This is a genomic window from Enterobacter sp. BWH64, from assembly GCF_001037645.1.
GTDB classification, from domain to species: domain Bacteria; phylum Pseudomonadota; class Gammaproteobacteria; order Enterobacterales; family Enterobacteriaceae; genus Enterobacter; species Enterobacter hormaechei_C.
Genome location: NZ_KQ089922.1, coordinates 3,112,544 through 3,128,754, shown reverse-complemented (window position 1 = coordinate 3,128,754; position 16,211 = coordinate 3,112,544). Strand labels below are relative to the sequence as shown.

The following is a 16,211-nucleotide window of genomic DNA, read 5'->3' as shown; positions in this document are numbered from 1 at the left end:
CTACGCAAATATAGTCATCAGATACGCAATAAACAGCGCCATATGCGCCGCGCCGTTCAGCACATTGGTGCGGCCGGTGGAGAAGGATATCTGGCACAGCAGCAAGGATGCCACCATCACAATCATCTCTGGCGCACCCAGCGCAAACTGCAATTCATTTCCCGTCATAAAGGCAATCAACGTCACCACCGGAACGGTAAGGGAGATGGTCGCCAGAACCGAGCCGAAGAACAGATTCATCGCACGCTGCACCTGATTATTGAGCACCGCTTTCAGCGCTCCCAGGCCTTCTGGCGACAGGATCAACAGGGCCACCAGGAAACCGGTAAAGGCGACCGGCGCGTTCAGTTCAGTTAACAGCGCCTCCAGCGGGTTCGCATTCATCTTGGTGACCGCAATAACGGCAATCAGATGCACGATCAGCCAAACCGTATGCCACGCGCTGCTGTGCGCCGACGGCTTACCGTGATGCGGGTCATCGTCGTCGCCGTCGTCTTCATGCTCGTAAACAAACAGGCTCTGGTGCGTTTTGGTCTGGATCAGCAGGAACACGCCGTACATCGCCGCGGAAATCAGCGCCACCAGCAGCGCCTGGCCGGTGGTGAAATTTGCACCCGGCAGCGCCATCGGGAACACCAGCACAATAATCGCCAGCGGGAACAGGGCGATCAGGTACTGTTTAATGCCAAAGAGGTTCATGTACTGGGTGGCAAATTTGCGACCACCTAATAAAAGTGAAAAACCGACCAGGCCGCCGGTAACAATCATAATGATGGAGTAGAGCGTATCGCGCATTAGCGTTGGCGCGGCGTCGCCGGTGGCCATTAATGCGGAAATTAAACTGACTTCAAGAATCACAACCGAAAGGCTTAAAATTAATGACCCATACGGCTCTCCAAGACGGTGGGCTAACACATCCGCATGGCGTACCACGCTAAATGCACTGGTTAAAATACCCACCAGAGCCAGAATATTGATCCCCACAACCACTGGCAATGACTGACTGCTTCCCCAGAAGAGCAGCACAGCCAGTGCCAGAACCGGGAAAATGAGAGAGGTCTCCTTGTGGCGGGTTTTTACCGCCTCGTGTGTTGCTGTCATGTGTTTCTCCAACAATGCAGGTGCTTGTAATTATAGATAGATTTTAAAGGTATTAAATTAACAGAAATCTGTTAAATACCCTGTATTTTTTACTTAATTTTACCCTTTATTATAATTTTTATGTCTGAGGCTTATAATGCCTTATCTCTGTTAAATATTATTTTAATAACAATGAATTACATTTTTATATTGTTCATTTCTTTCTGTCGGGTGGCACCCTCGCGTATCGTCGTCCACACTTATCTTTTAGCCAAAAGAGAGGTTAACGATGCCATACAAATCGAAAAGCGAATTACCGGATAACGTGCAAAACGTATTGCCTGCCCACGCCCAGGATATCTACAAAGAAGCCTTTAACAGCGCCTGGGATCAGTACAAAGATAAAGAAGATCGCCGGGACGATGCCAGCCGTGAAGAGACGGCGCATAAGGTGGCCTGGGCCGCCGTGAAAAATGACTATGAGAAAGGGGACGATGATAAATGGCACAAAAAGAAATAGCCGCCAAATAACACGCTGCCTCCATTTTGACATTTCAGGCGGTTGACCTGCCGCTGTATTGCATCTGGCCCGCGAATTGCTTATCGTTGCTCAACTGCTGTTAAAATGAACAGCACAGAATGCCGGGAAGGCGAATTACAGATGTCGCAAGGAAGCATGCAGTGGCGGAGGTGGAATGTGTTAACGCGTGATTTCTTGATGAAGGCAGATTGTAAGACGGCATTTGGTGCTATTGAGGAATCGCTTCTGTGGTCGGCTGAACAACGTGCGGCGTCGCTTGCGGCAACGCTGGCCTGCCGCCCGGATGATGGCCCGGTCTGGATCTTTGGTTACGGCTCGCTGATGTGGAACCCGGCGCTCGAATTTGTTGAATCAGCAACCGGAACGCTGCCTGGGTGGCACCGCGCCTTTTGTTTGCGCCTGACCGCCGGACGTGGCAGCGCCTGTCAGCCTGGCCGCATGCTTGCACTAAAAGAGGGCGGGCGCACCACGGGCGTGGCATACCGGCTGCCGGATACCACGCTGGAAGATGAGCTGACGCTGCTGTGGAAGCGCGAGATGATCACGGGCTGCTATATGCCCAGCTGGTGCAAGCTGGAACTGGATGACGGGCGCACCGTCAACGCGCTGGTGTTCATTATGGATCCGCGCCACCCGCTGTATGAAGCCGATACCCGAACCCAGGTGATTGCCCCGCTGATTGCCGCCGCCAGCGGACCGCTGGGCACTAACGCCCAGTACCTTTTCTCGCTAGATCAGGAGCTGACGCGTCTCGGCATGCAGGACGACTGTCTGAGTGAGCTGGTGGTGAAGGTGAAAGCGCTGCTGGAAGGGAACCCGCTTAGCAATACGCTGCGGCCGGGTTTTGCCTGATAATACGCCCGGCTGGCCGGGCGTTTACTGTTATGCCGCCACGTAACTTACGGAATGTTCGAGCGACTGGCTGTGGCTGTCGATCAGCACATCCCAGGTGCCGGTGTAAGGCACCGTCAGCCAGGCCTTATCGTCCTGGACGGTAAGGATATCTGCCTGCGATTGCTTCTGTCCTTTTGTACTCATCAGATGGATGCGGCAACGCTCTGAGCAACGTACCACTACCGTATCCCCGCCAAACAGTTTCAGACTCGTTTTAACTCGTGCCATTTTATACCCCGTCGTTTTTGCCCATCCCGAGCGTGATGTTGTTCACAATTTACTCATTGCATAACACCAAAGGGGCAGGGGTGGGATGCTGATTTCGATCAAAAAATGGCGCAACGATTAAACAAAAATGACAAAATCCCTGAAACCTTTCAGCGGACGCGCGTTTACCCTGCTTAACGCGCGCCCGGGAAAAATTATATGCGGAAACGGCCAGCGGTCTCAGCAAGGTCGCCCGCCTGGCTTTGCAGCGCGCTGGCCGCCGCAGCAGACTGTACAACAAGCTCGGCGTTCTGCTGCACCATGCGATCCAGGTGAGTCACCGCGTGGTTAATCTCATGGATCCCTTTCATCTGCTCCCGGGTGGCAATGGATATTTCACGCATAATGCCAGACACGCTCCCGACGCTGGCGCGGATCTCATCCATGCTGTCGCCCGCAAGGTGCACAAACCGGGAGCCGGTTGCAACGCTTTCGGTGGTGGAATCAATAAGGGATTTGATCTCCTTCGCCGCCTGAGCACTGCGGCTGGCCAGGTTACGTACTTCCCCTGCAACGACCGCGAACCCACGGCCTTGCTCCCCGGCACGCGCCGCTTCCACCGAGGCGTTAAGCGCCAGAATATTGGTCTGAAAGGCGATGCCGTCAATGACGCTGGTGATATCGCCGATTTTCGCGGAAGCCAGTTCGATGGACTGCATGGTGCTGATGGCCTGAGCGACGACGTCGCCTCCGCGGGATGCGGCGGCAGAGGCCTTGATCGCCTGTTCGTTCGCTTCTGCTGCCGACTCGTTTGACTGCGTAACGGAGGCCGTGATCTCTTCCACGGCGCTGGCGGTTTCGCGAAGGCTTGATGCCGCCTGCTCGGTACGCCCGGAAAGATCCTGATTACCTGCCGCAATCTCATGCGCGGCGTTTTTCACTGAGGCGCTGGCATCACGCAGCTGGACCATCACCACAGAAAGCTTATCGCTGAAGGCGTTAAACGCCTGCGCAATTTGCGCCACTTCATCGCCCCCCTTATCCGGCAGACGCTGCGACAGATCGTTAGTACCGTTGGCAATGCTGTTCATCGCGTCACGGATACCGGACAGCCGCTTAAGCAGGCGGGCAATCAGGAGGTGCATGAGGGCTCCGCTCAGCAGGGCGAGGATCGCCAGAGACAGTGCAGATGCTTTTAGCAATGACCGCATCCCGGCGGTGGCATCGACGTTATCGAGCGCCACAACCAGCAGCCAGTGCGTCCCCGGTACGGCGGTGGCCAGGAACGTTTTTTCGCGTCCGTTAAACGTTCCGTCAACCAGGTTGCCGCTTTTCAGGGTGGCAAAATCGGTCCCTTTGATCGTCTCCGTAAAAGGCTTAAGCGTCAACGCAGGATCGCTGCCGGCAATAACGGTGCCGTTGCTGTCCAGAAGCAGTCCGCTGCTGGCCGGAGTCGGGTGAATACCGCGCACGTTAGCCACCACGCTGTCCATTGCCACATCGCCCGCCACCACCGCTTTCAGGGCACCTTGCTCTTTAACGGGTACCGCGAACGTCACCACCAGTTTCCCGGTGCCCGCGTCCACATAGGGTGCAGTCACTACCGGGCCATCAGCGCTGACGACCTGCTGATACCACGGGCGAAGGGTGGGATCGTAATCAGCGGGTACCCCGGTTGGGTCAGAAAATTTAGCCGTTTTGCTGGCATAACCCACGTAGACGTTGGTGAATCCACCCGCCAGCGCAAGCTGTTTAAACACCGGAACCGGATCGTCGCTGAGCGCGACTGGCTGCGCCGAGGTGATGACGGTCATTTTGCTGTTCACCCAGTCGGCAATCGCCATGTTGTGGCTGGCGCTGGTGCTGGTCAGAATATCGCGCTGCGACTGCTGATTATCCTGGCGCGTGACCTGAAAGTTAATAATGGTATTAAGAAGAAGGGCGACGACCAGACAGCCTGTCGTCGCGGCAATGATGCGGGCGCGAATGGATCTGAACATAAGTGTAATACCTGCTGTGTTGTTTCCATGCCTATCGGCAACGGTGCAGGTAAACTTGATGCTGAAACCGCGTCCATAAGAAAATAATATTTTTAGCGGGTTATTATTAAAAAGTTAATACTTTATCGGCGGAAAGCGTCCATTCAGCCAGCTCCACCAGCGTACCAATTTCCACGCCATCAATCAGCGGCAGCCCGGTAATGCCGCGCCCGTCGGTACAGGTTTTGCACAGTTTGACCGCAACGTTTTGCGCGGTCAGGATCTCCAGCATTTGTTGAATGTTGTAGCCCTCTGCGGGTTTCTGCCCCTTCAGCCCGGCCGTGACGGCATCGGACATCAAAAAGAGGCGCAGCTCCAGCTCACTCTCCTTATCGCGCAGCGCGATTGCCAGGCGCAGGCTGTTAAAAAGGGATTCACTGCCGTAGGCCGCACCGTTGGCGACGATCACAATCTTCTGCATGTTGACTCCTGTTCTTTGAAAAGGCACGAATATTGCTTCTCGTACCGAAGAATACGTATCGGGGAGAGAAACGATGACGATAGTGGCTGGCAGTTCCCCTGGCGCAACCGAATGGTTCCAGCGTGCGAGAATGTTGCGCGAGGAACAGCTCGGCAGACTGGCGCAGCTGGGCGCACTGGTGAACGGCATCAGTCGACTGGTGCATATGCTACAGTGCGAGCGCGGTGCGTCAAATGTCTGGCTCTGCTCGCAGGGCAAATTGTACGCGCCTGAATGCAAGGCCAGCAGGGCCCTGGTGGATGAAAACCTCGCCGCATTGCACCTTCAGTTTAACGAACCGCTGCCGGGCAGCGCCCTGTGCGAACGTATTGCCAGCGCACTGCACGGCCTTGAGACGCTAACGGCGCTGCGTGATGGCGTTACAGGTCAATGCGTCACCGCGCCGCAGGCGATGGAACATTACAGCCGCATACTGCGACATTTGCTCAGTATCGTACCCCAACTCAGCGACAGCATTGACGATCCGCACATCGCGGGCCGATTTGTGGCCCTTTACAGCCTGATGCAGGGCAAAGAACTTGTGGGACAAGAGCGGGCGCTGGGGGCTATTGGTTTCACCCAGGGATTCTTTGACGATGAAACCCGCCAGCGGCTGGTGGATCGCATTGATGGCCAGCAGGCCTGCTTTGAGGTTTTTATCTCCCATTGCACTCCAGACGTGCAGGAGACGTTTATCCTCAACTGCCAGCCGGGTCTGGAGACTGAAAAACTCAGGCGTGAAGCGTGCACCCGCCAGCCTCCGGCAGATAACGGCGATACCGCCCTCAAATGGTTTGCCCTGCAAACCGCGCGCCTTGAGCACCTGCGCACGCTGGAGGAGGTGGCAATTGCCGATCTGATGACGGCAGTTGAGGAGCGTCGCTATAGCGAAAACCTGCACGCAGACGATGAGCACGACGATATCCTGGCGCGATTTCCGGATAAACCGCTGCTGCCGCTGGTGCGCCAGCAGGCGCGTGAAATTGAGCAACTCTCCCGTCAGCTTGCTTCCCTGCGCGACACGCTGGAGGAGCGTAAGACCATCGACAAAGCCAAAAGCGTGCTGATGACGCACCAGAACATGAGCGAGGAGCAGGCGTGGACCGCGCTGCGCAAAATGGCGATGGATAAAAACCAACGCATGGTGGATATCGCCCGTGCGCTGCTTACGGTGAAAAATCTGTGGAAGATACCCCCTGGGGAGTAGTTGCACAGTCAGTGGGCATTTTATGCCTGATTGAGGTGCGTAAAACAGCGCTCTTCTTGCAGAAACCCCGTAACGCCGGGGATGAAAAGCTGGCATTACCTTTGCATTAACAGATTAACCATTTTCGACGATGCGCCAACGGCGGTGCATGCGTCTTCAGGATAAAGGCGTCCAGCGGTGCTTCAGCACCGTCGGGCGCTTTTTTTTGCCTTTTTTCAGGAGCAATTATGGCGGATTTGTCGAGACGGCGGTTATTGCAGGCCAGCATGCTGGCGAGTGGTGCGATGCTGTTGCCGGGTGTCATGCAGGCCGCATGGGCGGCGGGGTCAGATAAGCCGGAGCAGGATACCGTGCGTATCGGGTTTATCCCCCTGACCGACTGCGCGCCCGTGGTTATCGCGGCCCTGAAAGGGTTCGATAAAAAACACGGCATTACTATTGTGCCGACCAAAGAGGCGAGCTGGGCAGCGGTGCGCGACAAGCTGGTGGCGGGCGAACTGGACGCCGCGCACATTCTTTACGGCCTGCTGTACGGTCTGGAGCTGGGGATCGCGGGCAAGCCACAGCAGATGGCGAACCTGATGACCCTCAATCAGAACGGACAGGCCATTACGCTCTCCAGCGATCTGGCGGAGAGGGGCGTTCGTGACCTCGACGGGCTGAAAAAGCTGATTGCGCAGCAGGCGCCGGGAACCTACACCTTCGCGCATACCTTCCCGACGGGGACGCACGCCATGTGGCTCTACTACTGGCTGGCCAGCGCGGGGATTAACCCGTTTGACGATGTGCGCACTGTGGTGGTGCCGCCGCCGCAGATGGTGATGAACATGCGCATTGGCAACATGGTCGGGTTTTGCGTCGGCGAGCCGTGGAATGCGCGGGCGATTAACGACCGAATCGGGTTTACCGCCGCCACGTCGCAGTCCATCTGGGCCGATCACCCGGAAAAAATCCTCGGCACCCGACGCGACTGGGTGGCGAAAAATCCGCACACCGCACGGGCGCTGGTGAGCGCCGTGATGGAAGCCGCGCGCTGGATCGAGGCGTCAGCGGAAAACAAACGCGAAACCGCGCAGATCCTCTCGCGCCGCGCCTGGCTCAACTGCAAGGAACAGTATCTCACCGGACGCATGCTCGGCGAGTACGACAACGGGGTCGGTCAGCGCTGGCAGGATGCGCACCCGATCCGTTTCTTCAACGAGGGTGCCGTGAGCTACCCGTATCTCTCCGACGGGATGTGGTTCTTAACCCAGTTCCGCCGCTGGGGCTTGCTCAACGCCGCGCCAGATTACGCGGGGATTGCACAGCGCATTAACCAGACCGCGGTCTGGCAGGATGCCGCGACCGCCGTGGGCGGCATGTCCACACCGTCATCACCGTATCGCAGCAGCACCCTGATGGACGGCACCGTCTGGAACGGCACCGATCCGGAAGGGTACGCCAACCGCTTCGCCATTCACCGTAAAGGGGCCTGAGTATGCAGCATCTGCAAAATACAAAACCACAAGAGACGTCAGAGAGCGGGGAAGTGATTGTCCTGCCTCCGCTACAGGTTCGCCGTCGTACGCCAGCGTTTACGCGTCGGATGAATGATTTTTTACAGCGCGTCATCCCGGCGCTGCTCGGTCTCGGCCTGCTGGTGGTGCTCTGGCAGCTGGCGGCGATAAACAGTAAAGGCTTTCCGACGCCGCTCAGCACGCTTGATTCGGCCATGACCCTGTTTGCCGATCCGTTTTATCGCGACGGGCCAAACGATATGGGCATTGGCTGGAACGTGCTGGCGTCGTTGCAGCGCGTCGCCATCGGCTTCGGTCTGGCAGCGATGGCGGGCATTCCGCTGGGCTTTTTGATTGGCCGCTTCACCTTTTTCTCGCGCATGTTCAACCCGCTGATCGCGCTCCTGCGTCCGGTCAGCCCGCTGGCCTGGCTGCCTATCGGCCTGCTGCTGTTCCAGAAAGCGGAGCCTGCATCGAGCTGGACCATTTTTATCTGCTCCATCTGGCCGATGGTGATCAACACCGCTGAAGGGGTACGCCGTATTCCGCAGGACTACCTCAACGTGGCCCGGGTGTTGCAACTCTCAGAGTGGACCATCATGCGCCGCATTCTTTTCCCCGCCGTGCTGCCTGCGGTGCTGACCGGGGTACGTCTTTCCATTGGCATTGCCTGGCTGGTGATTGTCGCCGCCGAGATGCTCACCGGAGGTTTAGGCATTGGATTCTGGATCTGGAATGAGTGGAACAACCTCAACGTCGAAAACATTCTCATCGCCATCGTCATCATTGGCGTGGTCGGGTTGCTGCTGGAGCAGGGGCTGATGCTGATCGCCCGTCGCTTTAGCTGGCAGGAAAAATAAGGAGTGAAGATGAAACCGTTAATTCAGGTCCAGGCCGTGAGCCAGCGTTTTTCCACCGCCAGCGGCGAGTTTCTGGCGCTGCAAAACGTCTCTTTTGATATCCACGAGGGCGAAACCGTCAGTCTGATTGGTCACTCCGGCTGCGGCAAGTCGACGCTGTTAAACCTGATCGCCGGGATCACGCTGCCGACGGAAGGCGGGCTGATTTGCGACAACCGCGAAATCGCCGGGCCGGGGCCCGAGCGCGCGGTGGTGTTCCAGAACCATTCGCTGCTGCCGTGGCTGACCTGCTTCGACAACGTGGCGCTGGCGGTGGATCAGGTCTTCCGTCACACCATGAGTAAGGCCGAGCGCAAAGCGTGGATTGAGCACAACCTCGACCGCGTGCAGATGGGCCACGCGCTGCATAAGCGCCCCGGGGAGATCTCCGGCGGTATGAAGCAGCGCGTCGGGATTGCCCGGGCGCTGGCAATGAAGCCGAAAGTGCTGCTGATGGATGAGCCGTTTGGCGCGCTCGATGCGCTGACGCGCGCCCATCTTCAGGACTCGGTGATGCAGATCCAGCAGGCGCTGAACACCACCATCGTGCTCATCACCCACGATGTGGACGAGGCGGTACTGCTCTCTGACCGCGTACTGATGATGACCAACGGCCCGGCGGCCACCGTGGGTGAGATCCTGCGCGTCGATCTGCCGCGCCCGCGCAACAGGGTGCAGCTGGCGGACGACAGCCGCTATCACCACATGCGCCAGCAGATCCTCCATTTCCTCTACGAAAAACAGCCGAAAGCGGCGTAATGAGGGGGCACGATGCGACTGGTCATTATCGGTAATGGTATGGCGGCAACCCGGCTGATTGCGTCGCTCACCGGGCGTGTTCACGGTCGTTTCGCTGTCACCGTCATCGGTGACGAGCCTGAGCAGGCGTACAACCGCATCCAGCTTTCACCGGTGCTGGGTGGTGAAAAGCAGGCGGAGCACATCTGTCTGCACGATGAAGACTGGTACACGGCACGAGGCGTGACGGTGCTGCGAGGAGAAAAGGCGCTCGCAGTAGACGTCAACGCGCGTGAAGTACATACCTCTGCTCGCACGCTGGGCTGGGATGCGCTGGTGTTTGCCACCGGGTCTACCCCTGTAGTGCCGCCGATCCCCGGCGGCGATGCACCGCATGTGTTCACCTTTCGCACCCTGGCAGAGACCCGCGCCATCCAGAATATCTCCGGGCCGGCGGTAGTGCTGGGCGGCGGCGTACTCGGCGTGGAGGCAGCGGCAGCGCTGGCGCGAAACGGTGACAACGTCACGCTTATCCATCGCGGCACGTGGCTGATGGAACAGCAGCTGGATCAGCAGGCGGGACTGCTGCTTGACGAGGCGCTGGCGAAGCGGGGCGTACGCTGTGAACTCGCCTCCGGCATCACGGCCATCACTGACGATGCCGTGACGTTGCTCGGCGGACGCCGCATCGCCGCCACGCGCGTGGTGCTGGCCACGGGCGTGCAGCCCAACGTCGCGCTGGCAAAAGCCAGCGGCATTCGCTGCGCGCGCGGCATCGTGGTGGATCAGCAGATGCAAACCTCCGTGCCGGATATCTACGCCATCGGCGAGTGCTGCGAAATTGACGGCCAGACGTTTGGCCTGGTGGCCCCCTGTCTGGCGCAGGCGGATATTCTTGCCGCGCGGCTGGCCGGGGAGGTCACCGCGCCGTTTACCCTGACCGACAACGGCGTGTGCCTTAAGGTAACCGGCGTGGAGCTGTTCAGCCTCGGACGCGCGACGGCGCAGGCGGACGATGTGGTCTGGAGTTCATGGGACCCGCTGACCCGTCACTATCGACGTTTACTGATCCATCAGGGGGCGCTGGCTGGCGTGCTGCTGCTGGGTGACTGCCGCAGCGCGGCAACCTTTACCGATTTACTGGCAACGGCTGCGCCCGCCTACGCGGACTGGCTGTTCGATCGTTTCACAACGCAACCGCAGGTTGCAGGACAGAACGCTATGACAAAACCTACTCTGGTGGTGGTTGGGCACGGTATGGTCGGCCATCATTTCCTCGAAGACTGCGTTAACCGCAATTTGCATCAGCAATATCAGATTATTGTTTTTGGCGAAGAGCGCTATGCGGCCTATGACCGCGTGCATCTGTCGGAATATTTTGGCGGACGCAGCGCGGACTCGCTCTCGCTGGTGGCGGGGGAGTTCTTTGCCGATAACGGCATTGAGCTGCGCCTCTCGCAGCAGATCGTCGCTATCGATCGTGATGCACACGTAGTGCGTACCGCCAGTGGCCATGAGACTCACTGGGACAAGCTGGTGCTGGCGACCGGCTCGTACCCGTTCGTACCACCCGTTCCGGGCAACGATCTGCCGGGTTGTTTTGTCTACCGCACCCTCGACGATCTGGACAACATTGCGGCCCATGCGGCAGGCTCTCGCCGCGGCGTGGTAATTGGCGGCGGCCTGCTGGGGCTGGAGGCTGCGAATGCGCTTAAGCAGCTCGGGCTGGAAACCCACGTGGTGGAGTTTGCGCCTAACCTGATGGCGGTGCAGCTCGACAGCGACGGCGCGGCAATGCTGCGTAAGAAAATTGAGGCGCTGGGCGTAGGGGTACACACCAGTAAATCGACGACGGAGATTGCCACCGCAGACGACGGGCTGGTGCTGCGCTTTGCCGATGGTGAACAGCTGGAAACGGACATGGTGGTCTTCTCTGCCGGTATTCGGCCGCAAGACGCGCTGGCGCGCAGCAGCGGGCTGGCTGTCGGCGAGCGCGGCGGGATCTGCATTGACGACGGCTGCCGGACCTCGGATCCGGATGTGCTTGCCATCGGTGAATGCGCGCTGTGGGAGGGGAAAATCTTTGGCCTGGTGGCACCGGGCTACCAGATGGCGCGCGTGGCCGCCGCTGTGCTGGCGGGTGAGGAGAAGCGCTTCACCGGCGCGGATATGAGTACCAAACTCAAGTTGCTGGGCGTGGATGTGGCGTCGTTTGGCGATGCCCACGGGCGCACGCCGGGCGCGCTGAGCTACCAGTGGACGCACGGGCCGCAGCAAATCTACAAAAAGATTGTGGTCAGCCACGACAGCAAAACCCTGCTGGGTGGCGTGCTGGTGGGCGATGCCAGCGAATACGCCACGCTGGTGCAGATGATGCTCAACGGCATCAGCCTGCCAAAAGAACCGGAAACGCTGATCTTACCCGTATCGTCAGGCAGCGCGCCGAAAGCGCTGGGCGTGGCGGCGCTGCCGGAAAGCGCGCAGATCTGTTCGTGTCATAACGTCAGCAAAGGGGATATCTGCCAGGCGGTAAGCGCGGGTGCGACGGATATCGGCGCCATTAAGCAGTGCACCAAAGCGGCGACCGGCTGCGGAGGCTGTAGCGCGCTGGTGAAGCAGGTGATGGAGTTCCAGCTTGCGGAGCAGGGCGTGGAGGTGAAGAAAGATATCTGCGAACACTTCCCGTACTCGCGTCAGGAGATTTACCACCTGGTGCGCGTCAACCATATCCGCACCTTCGACCAGCTTATCAGCCGCTACGGTCAGGGGCACGGATGCGAGATCTGTAAGCCGCTGGTGGGGTCGGTATTGGCTTCCTGCTGGAACGAGTATCTGCTGAAACCGGCGCATCTGCCGTTGCAGGACACCAACGACCGCTATTTCGCCAATATTCAGAAGGACGGAACCTACTCCATCGTCCCGCGGATGCCCGCCGGGGAAGTGACGGCTGATGGGCTGATCGCCATCGGCCAGATCGCGAAACGCTATAGCCTTTACAGCAAAATTACCGGCGGGCAGCGTATTGACCTGTTTGGCGCCACGCTCGAGCAGTTGCCTGAAATCTGGCAGGCGCTGGTAGAGGCCGGGTTTGAGACCGGACATGCTTACGGGAAATCCCTGCGCACGGTGAAATCCTGCGTCGGGTCGACCTGGTGCCGCTACGGCGTGCAGGATTCCACCGGCCTCGCGGTCAGGCTGGAGCACCGCTACAAGGGGCTGCGCGCGCCGCACAAAATCAAAATGGCGGTCTCCGGCTGTACCCGTGAGTGCGCAGAGGCGCAGAGCAAAGACGTAGGGGTGATTGCCACGGACAAAGGCTGGAACCTCTATCTGTGCGGCAACGGCGGGATGAAGCCGCGCCACGCGGATCTCTTCGCCAGCGATCTGGACGACGAAACGCTGATCCGCACCGTTGACCGTTTCCTGATGTTCTACATTCGCACGGCAGATCGTCTGCAACGCACCAGTACCTGGATGGATAACCTGGAAGGCGGCCTCGACTATCTGCGCGAGGTGATCCTCAACGACAGCCTGGGGATCGCCCACGAGCTGGAGCAGGAGATAGCCCGGGTGGTGGAGACCTACCAGTGCGAATGGCAAACCACCCTTAACGATCCTGACCGCCTGGCGCTGTTCCGCACCGCGCTAAACGTCCCCGCCGCGGAGGGGAACAAGCGCTGGCAGGAAATTTGTAATATCGACGAGATCCCGGAGCAGGCGGGCATTGGCGCGCATCTTGGGCGCAAACCGATTGCGCTGTTCCGCTTTGGCAAAACCGTTTATGCCCTCGACGATCGGGAGCCGGGCAGCCGCGCGAACGTGCTTTCACGCGGCATCCTCGGCGATGCGGCGGGGGAACCGGTGGTGATCTCGCCGCTCTACAAGCAACGTATTCGTCTGCGCGACGGGTGTCAGGCTGAGAGCGGGGCGCCTGCGGTGCGTGCCTGGCCGGTAAAAATCGAAAACGGCAAGGTGTGGGTTGGAAATGAAGAGCTGGTGATGCGCGCGGAGGCCTCATGACGGAAACCCGGACAACGTGCCCTTACTGCGGGGTGGGCTGCGGCGTGGTCGCCAGCGCAGACGGTGAAAAGGTGAGCATTCGGGGGGATGAAACTCATCCGGCGAATTTCGGTCGTCTGTGCGTAAAAGGATCCGCCCTTGGGGAAACCACGGGGCTACAGGGACGACTGCTGCGCCCGGTTGTCGATGGCCGGGAGGTGGCATGGCCGCAGGCGCTGGGCGAAGCGGGCGAGCGGCTGCGGAACATTATCAACGAATGGGGGCCGCAGGCGGTGGCGTTTTATGCCTCCGGCCAGCTGTTGACCGAGGATTACTATGCCTCCAACAAGCTGATGAAAGGCTTTATCGGGGCGGCGAACATTGATACCAACTCGCGGCTGTGCATGTCATCGGCGGTGGTGGGCTACAAACGCGCCTTCGGTGAAGACGTGGTGCCGTGCAGCTACGAGGACGTGGAAAACAGCGATCTGGTGGTACTCGTTGGCTCGAACGCGGCCTGGACGCATCCGGTGCTGTATCAGCGGCTAGTGCAGGCAAAACACAACAATCCGCAGATGAAAGTGGTCGTGATCGATCCGCGTAAAACCGCCACCTGCGATATCGCCGATCTCCACCTCGCGCTCAGACCCGGCAGTGACGCCGGGCTGTTTGTGGGGTTGCTCAATCTGATTCAGGGGCGCGGCGAGTGGCCGATCCCTCGCGTGGCGGCGTTTTGCGATCTGCCTTCAGACGAGATTGGCACCTTCTACGACTGGTTTGTCACCGCGCCACGCGCGATCACGCTCTACACCATGGGGATCAACCAGTCCTCCAGCGGCAGCGACAAGTGCAACGCCATCATTAACGTGCATCTTGCCAGCGGGAAGTTCAACCGTCCTGGCTGCGGCCCGTTTTCGCTGACCGGACAGCCAAATGCCATGGGCGGGCGGGAAGTGGGGGGACTGGCGAACCAGCTGGCGGCGCACATGAACTTCGAGCCGGACGATCTCTCGCGCGTGGCGCGTTTCTGGGGAACGGAACGGCTGGCGCAGACCCCGGGCCTGATGGCGGTGGAACTGTTTGACGCTATTGCCCGCGGCGAGGTGAAGGCGGTGTGGATCATGGGCACCAACCCTGCCGTGTCACTTCCCGACAGCCACGCGGTGTGCCAGGCGCTGGCGGCCTGCCCGCTGGTCATGGTATCTGAGGTGATGCAGGAGACGGACACCAGCCGGTTTGCCCATATCCGTTTTCCCGCCCTGGGCTGGGGCGAGAAAAACGGCACGGTGACCAATTCAGAACGCCGTATCTCCCGCCAGCGCGCCTTTCTGCCTGCGCCGGGCGAGGCCAGACCGGACTGGTGGATCATCGCCCGGATCGCAGACCAGCTCGGTTATGGCGATGCCTTCGCCTGGGAACACCCTCAGGAGATATTTTGTGAACATGCGGCGCTAACGGCGTTTGAAAATAACGGCGAACGGGCGCTAAACCTGCGCGAACTGGCGTCGCTGTCGCGAGAGGCGTGGGACGAGCTGGCGCCGTATCAGTGGCATGCCGGTGATTTCCCGCAAAGAACGCTTGTTCCGGTTGACCCCTCCCCGCATGGGGCAGGCGTCGACGAATTGTACCCCTTGATACTGAATACCGGGCGGATCCGCGATCAGTGGCACACCATGACGCGCACGGGGTATGTTCCGCGTCTGATGCAGCATATCGATGAGCCTTTTGTTGAGATGAACGCAACCGATGCGGCGCGCGCCGGGCTGACTGACGGCCAGCTGGCGCGGGTAAGCTCCCCGCGCGGAGTGATGGTTGCCAGAGTACGTATCTCCACCGCGCAGCGTGCAGGCGAGCTGTTTGCGCCGATGCACTGGAACGCGCAATTTGCCCGCCAGGGTAAGGTCAATGCGCTGGTGGAAGGGCGGGTTGATGCCGGGTCCGGCCAGCCGGAGAGTAAACAAACCGCGGTGAGGATCATGCCCTGGCTACCCGCCTGGCAGGGTGAACTGTATGCCCTCGAGCTGCCAGCGCTGCCGCCGTCGGTCTGCTGGTGGCGTAAAGCCTCACGTCTGACGGTGGCGGGGGAGCAGCCGTTGCTGTCGTGGATCATGGCGTACGCCAGCGGTCGGGGCTGGCAGTTACAGGTGGCACAGACGGGAGAACGCAGCAGCGTGCTCGCCTGGCATCACGGTGAGCTGATGCTGGGCTACTGGGAGGGCCATACGCTGCCGGCGCTGGCGCATGCGTTTATTGAAGAAGCCTTTGCTGCTGCGCCCGTCCAACTTGCTGAACGCCATGCGCTGCTGCACGGGCAACGGCCGGACGAAGATGCCGATCCCGGGCGAATTATCTGTAGCTGCTTCAGCGTGGGTGAAAATACGATACGTAAGGCAATAGCCGGAGGCTGTGATTCTGCCCCAGCGCTGGGCGTGAAGCTGCGCTGCGGCACGAACTGTGGTTCCTGCGTGCCGGAGCTGAAAGCGCTGTTGGGATAATAGTGTAAGGGCGTCGGGTGGCGGCTTCGCACCGGTACGAATTTGTAGGTCGGGTAAGGCGAAGACCCCACCCGACAAATCTTTTCAGGATATTCCTGAAATTTCTCTTAAGACTGGTTTTCAGGGCTTATGGCGTTAACATAATAAGTGTTTGTT

At 59.3% G+C, this 16,211-nt stretch carries 12 protein-coding genes; 8 read left to right on the top strand and 4 right to left on the bottom strand.

Annotation, left to right across the window (positions count from 1 at the left end; all coding sequences use genetic code 11):
- Positions 1-1,101 carry a sodium-potassium/proton antiporter ChaA gene (gene chaA, locus SK50_RS14885; RefSeq protein ID WP_003856672.1) on the bottom strand — a complete coding sequence of 367 codons (1,101 nt, stop codon included), beginning with the start codon at positions 1,099-1,101 and terminating at the stop codon, positions 1-3.
- 268 nt (positions 1,102-1,369) lie between these two features.
- Here chaA and chaB point away from each other — a divergent pair, with 268 nt between their 5' ends.
- Positions 1,370-1,600 (top strand): putative cation transport regulator ChaB, encoded by a 231-nt coding sequence (gene chaB / locus SK50_RS14880; protein ID WP_003856674.1) that lies wholly within the window; start codon positions 1,370-1,372, stop codon positions 1,598-1,600.
- Positions 1,601-1,777: 177 nt separating this feature from the next.
- Entirely contained in the window at positions 1,778-2,473 is a 696-nt protein-coding gene (locus SK50_RS14875) for a gamma-glutamylcyclotransferase (protein WP_017384255.1), read from the top strand.
- Positions 2,474-2,503: 30 nt separating this feature from the next.
- Here SK50_RS14875 and SK50_RS14870 read toward each other — a convergent pair whose 3' ends face one another.
- The 3 genes from SK50_RS14870 to SK50_RS14860 form a co-directional block, all read right to left on the bottom strand.
- Positions 2,504-2,743, bottom strand: a complete 240-nt coding sequence (locus tag SK50_RS14870) for a hypothetical protein (RefSeq protein WP_015570352.1) — start codon at positions 2,741-2,743, stop codon at positions 2,504-2,506.
- 194 nt (positions 2,744-2,937) lie between these two features.
- The gene (locus SK50_RS14865) at positions 2,938-4,722 is read right to left on the bottom strand and encodes a methyl-accepting chemotaxis protein (RefSeq protein WP_048229611.1); all 1,785 of its coding nucleotides are present in this window, start codon (positions 4,720-4,722) and stop codon (positions 2,938-2,940) included.
- Between the two features lie 106 nt (positions 4,723-4,828).
- Positions 4,829-5,182: a DsrE/DsrF/TusD sulfur relay family protein gene (locus tag SK50_RS14860; protein ID WP_017384253.1), complete on the bottom strand. Its 354-nt coding sequence runs from the start codon at positions 5,180-5,182 to the stop codon at positions 4,829-4,831.
- A 73-nt stretch (positions 5,183-5,255) separates the two neighbouring features.
- On the opposite strand from SK50_RS14860, the gene nasR reads away from it, so the two are divergent.
- From nasR to SK50_RS14830, 6 genes are all read left to right on the top strand, one after another.
- A complete protein-coding gene (nasR, locus tag SK50_RS14855; protein ID WP_033486841.1) occupies positions 5,256-6,428 on the top strand; it encodes a nitrate regulatory protein NasR in 1,173 nt (390 codons plus the stop codon).
- Between the two features lie 227 nt (positions 6,429-6,655).
- The gene (locus tag SK50_RS14850) at positions 6,656-7,903 is read left to right on the top strand and encodes a CmpA/NrtA family ABC transporter substrate-binding protein (RefSeq protein ID WP_045345075.1); all 1,248 of its coding nucleotides are present in this window, start codon (positions 6,656-6,658) and stop codon (positions 7,901-7,903) included.
- 2 nt (positions 7,904-7,905) lie between these two features.
- Entirely contained in the window at positions 7,906-8,784 is an 879-nt protein-coding gene (gene ntrB / locus SK50_RS14845) for a nitrate ABC transporter permease (protein WP_015570358.1), read from the top strand.
- A gap of 9 nt (positions 8,785-8,793) precedes the next feature.
- Positions 8,794-9,582, top strand: a complete 789-nt coding sequence (locus SK50_RS14840) for an ABC transporter ATP-binding protein (protein WP_015570359.1) — start codon at positions 8,794-8,796, stop codon at positions 9,580-9,582.
- A 12-nt stretch (positions 9,583-9,594) separates the two neighbouring features.
- Complete coding sequence (gene nirB / locus SK50_RS14835) at positions 9,595-13,581, top strand: nitrite reductase large subunit NirB (protein WP_075553103.1); 3,987 nt, start codon at positions 9,595-9,597, stop codon at positions 13,579-13,581.
- Positions 13,578-16,055 (top strand): nitrate reductase, encoded by a 2,478-nt coding sequence (locus SK50_RS14830; protein ID WP_048229610.1) that lies wholly within the window; start codon positions 13,578-13,580, stop codon positions 16,053-16,055. Before nirB ends, SK50_RS14830 begins: the two co-directional genes overlap by 4 nt.
- Positions 16,056-16,211 lie beyond the last annotated feature (156 nt).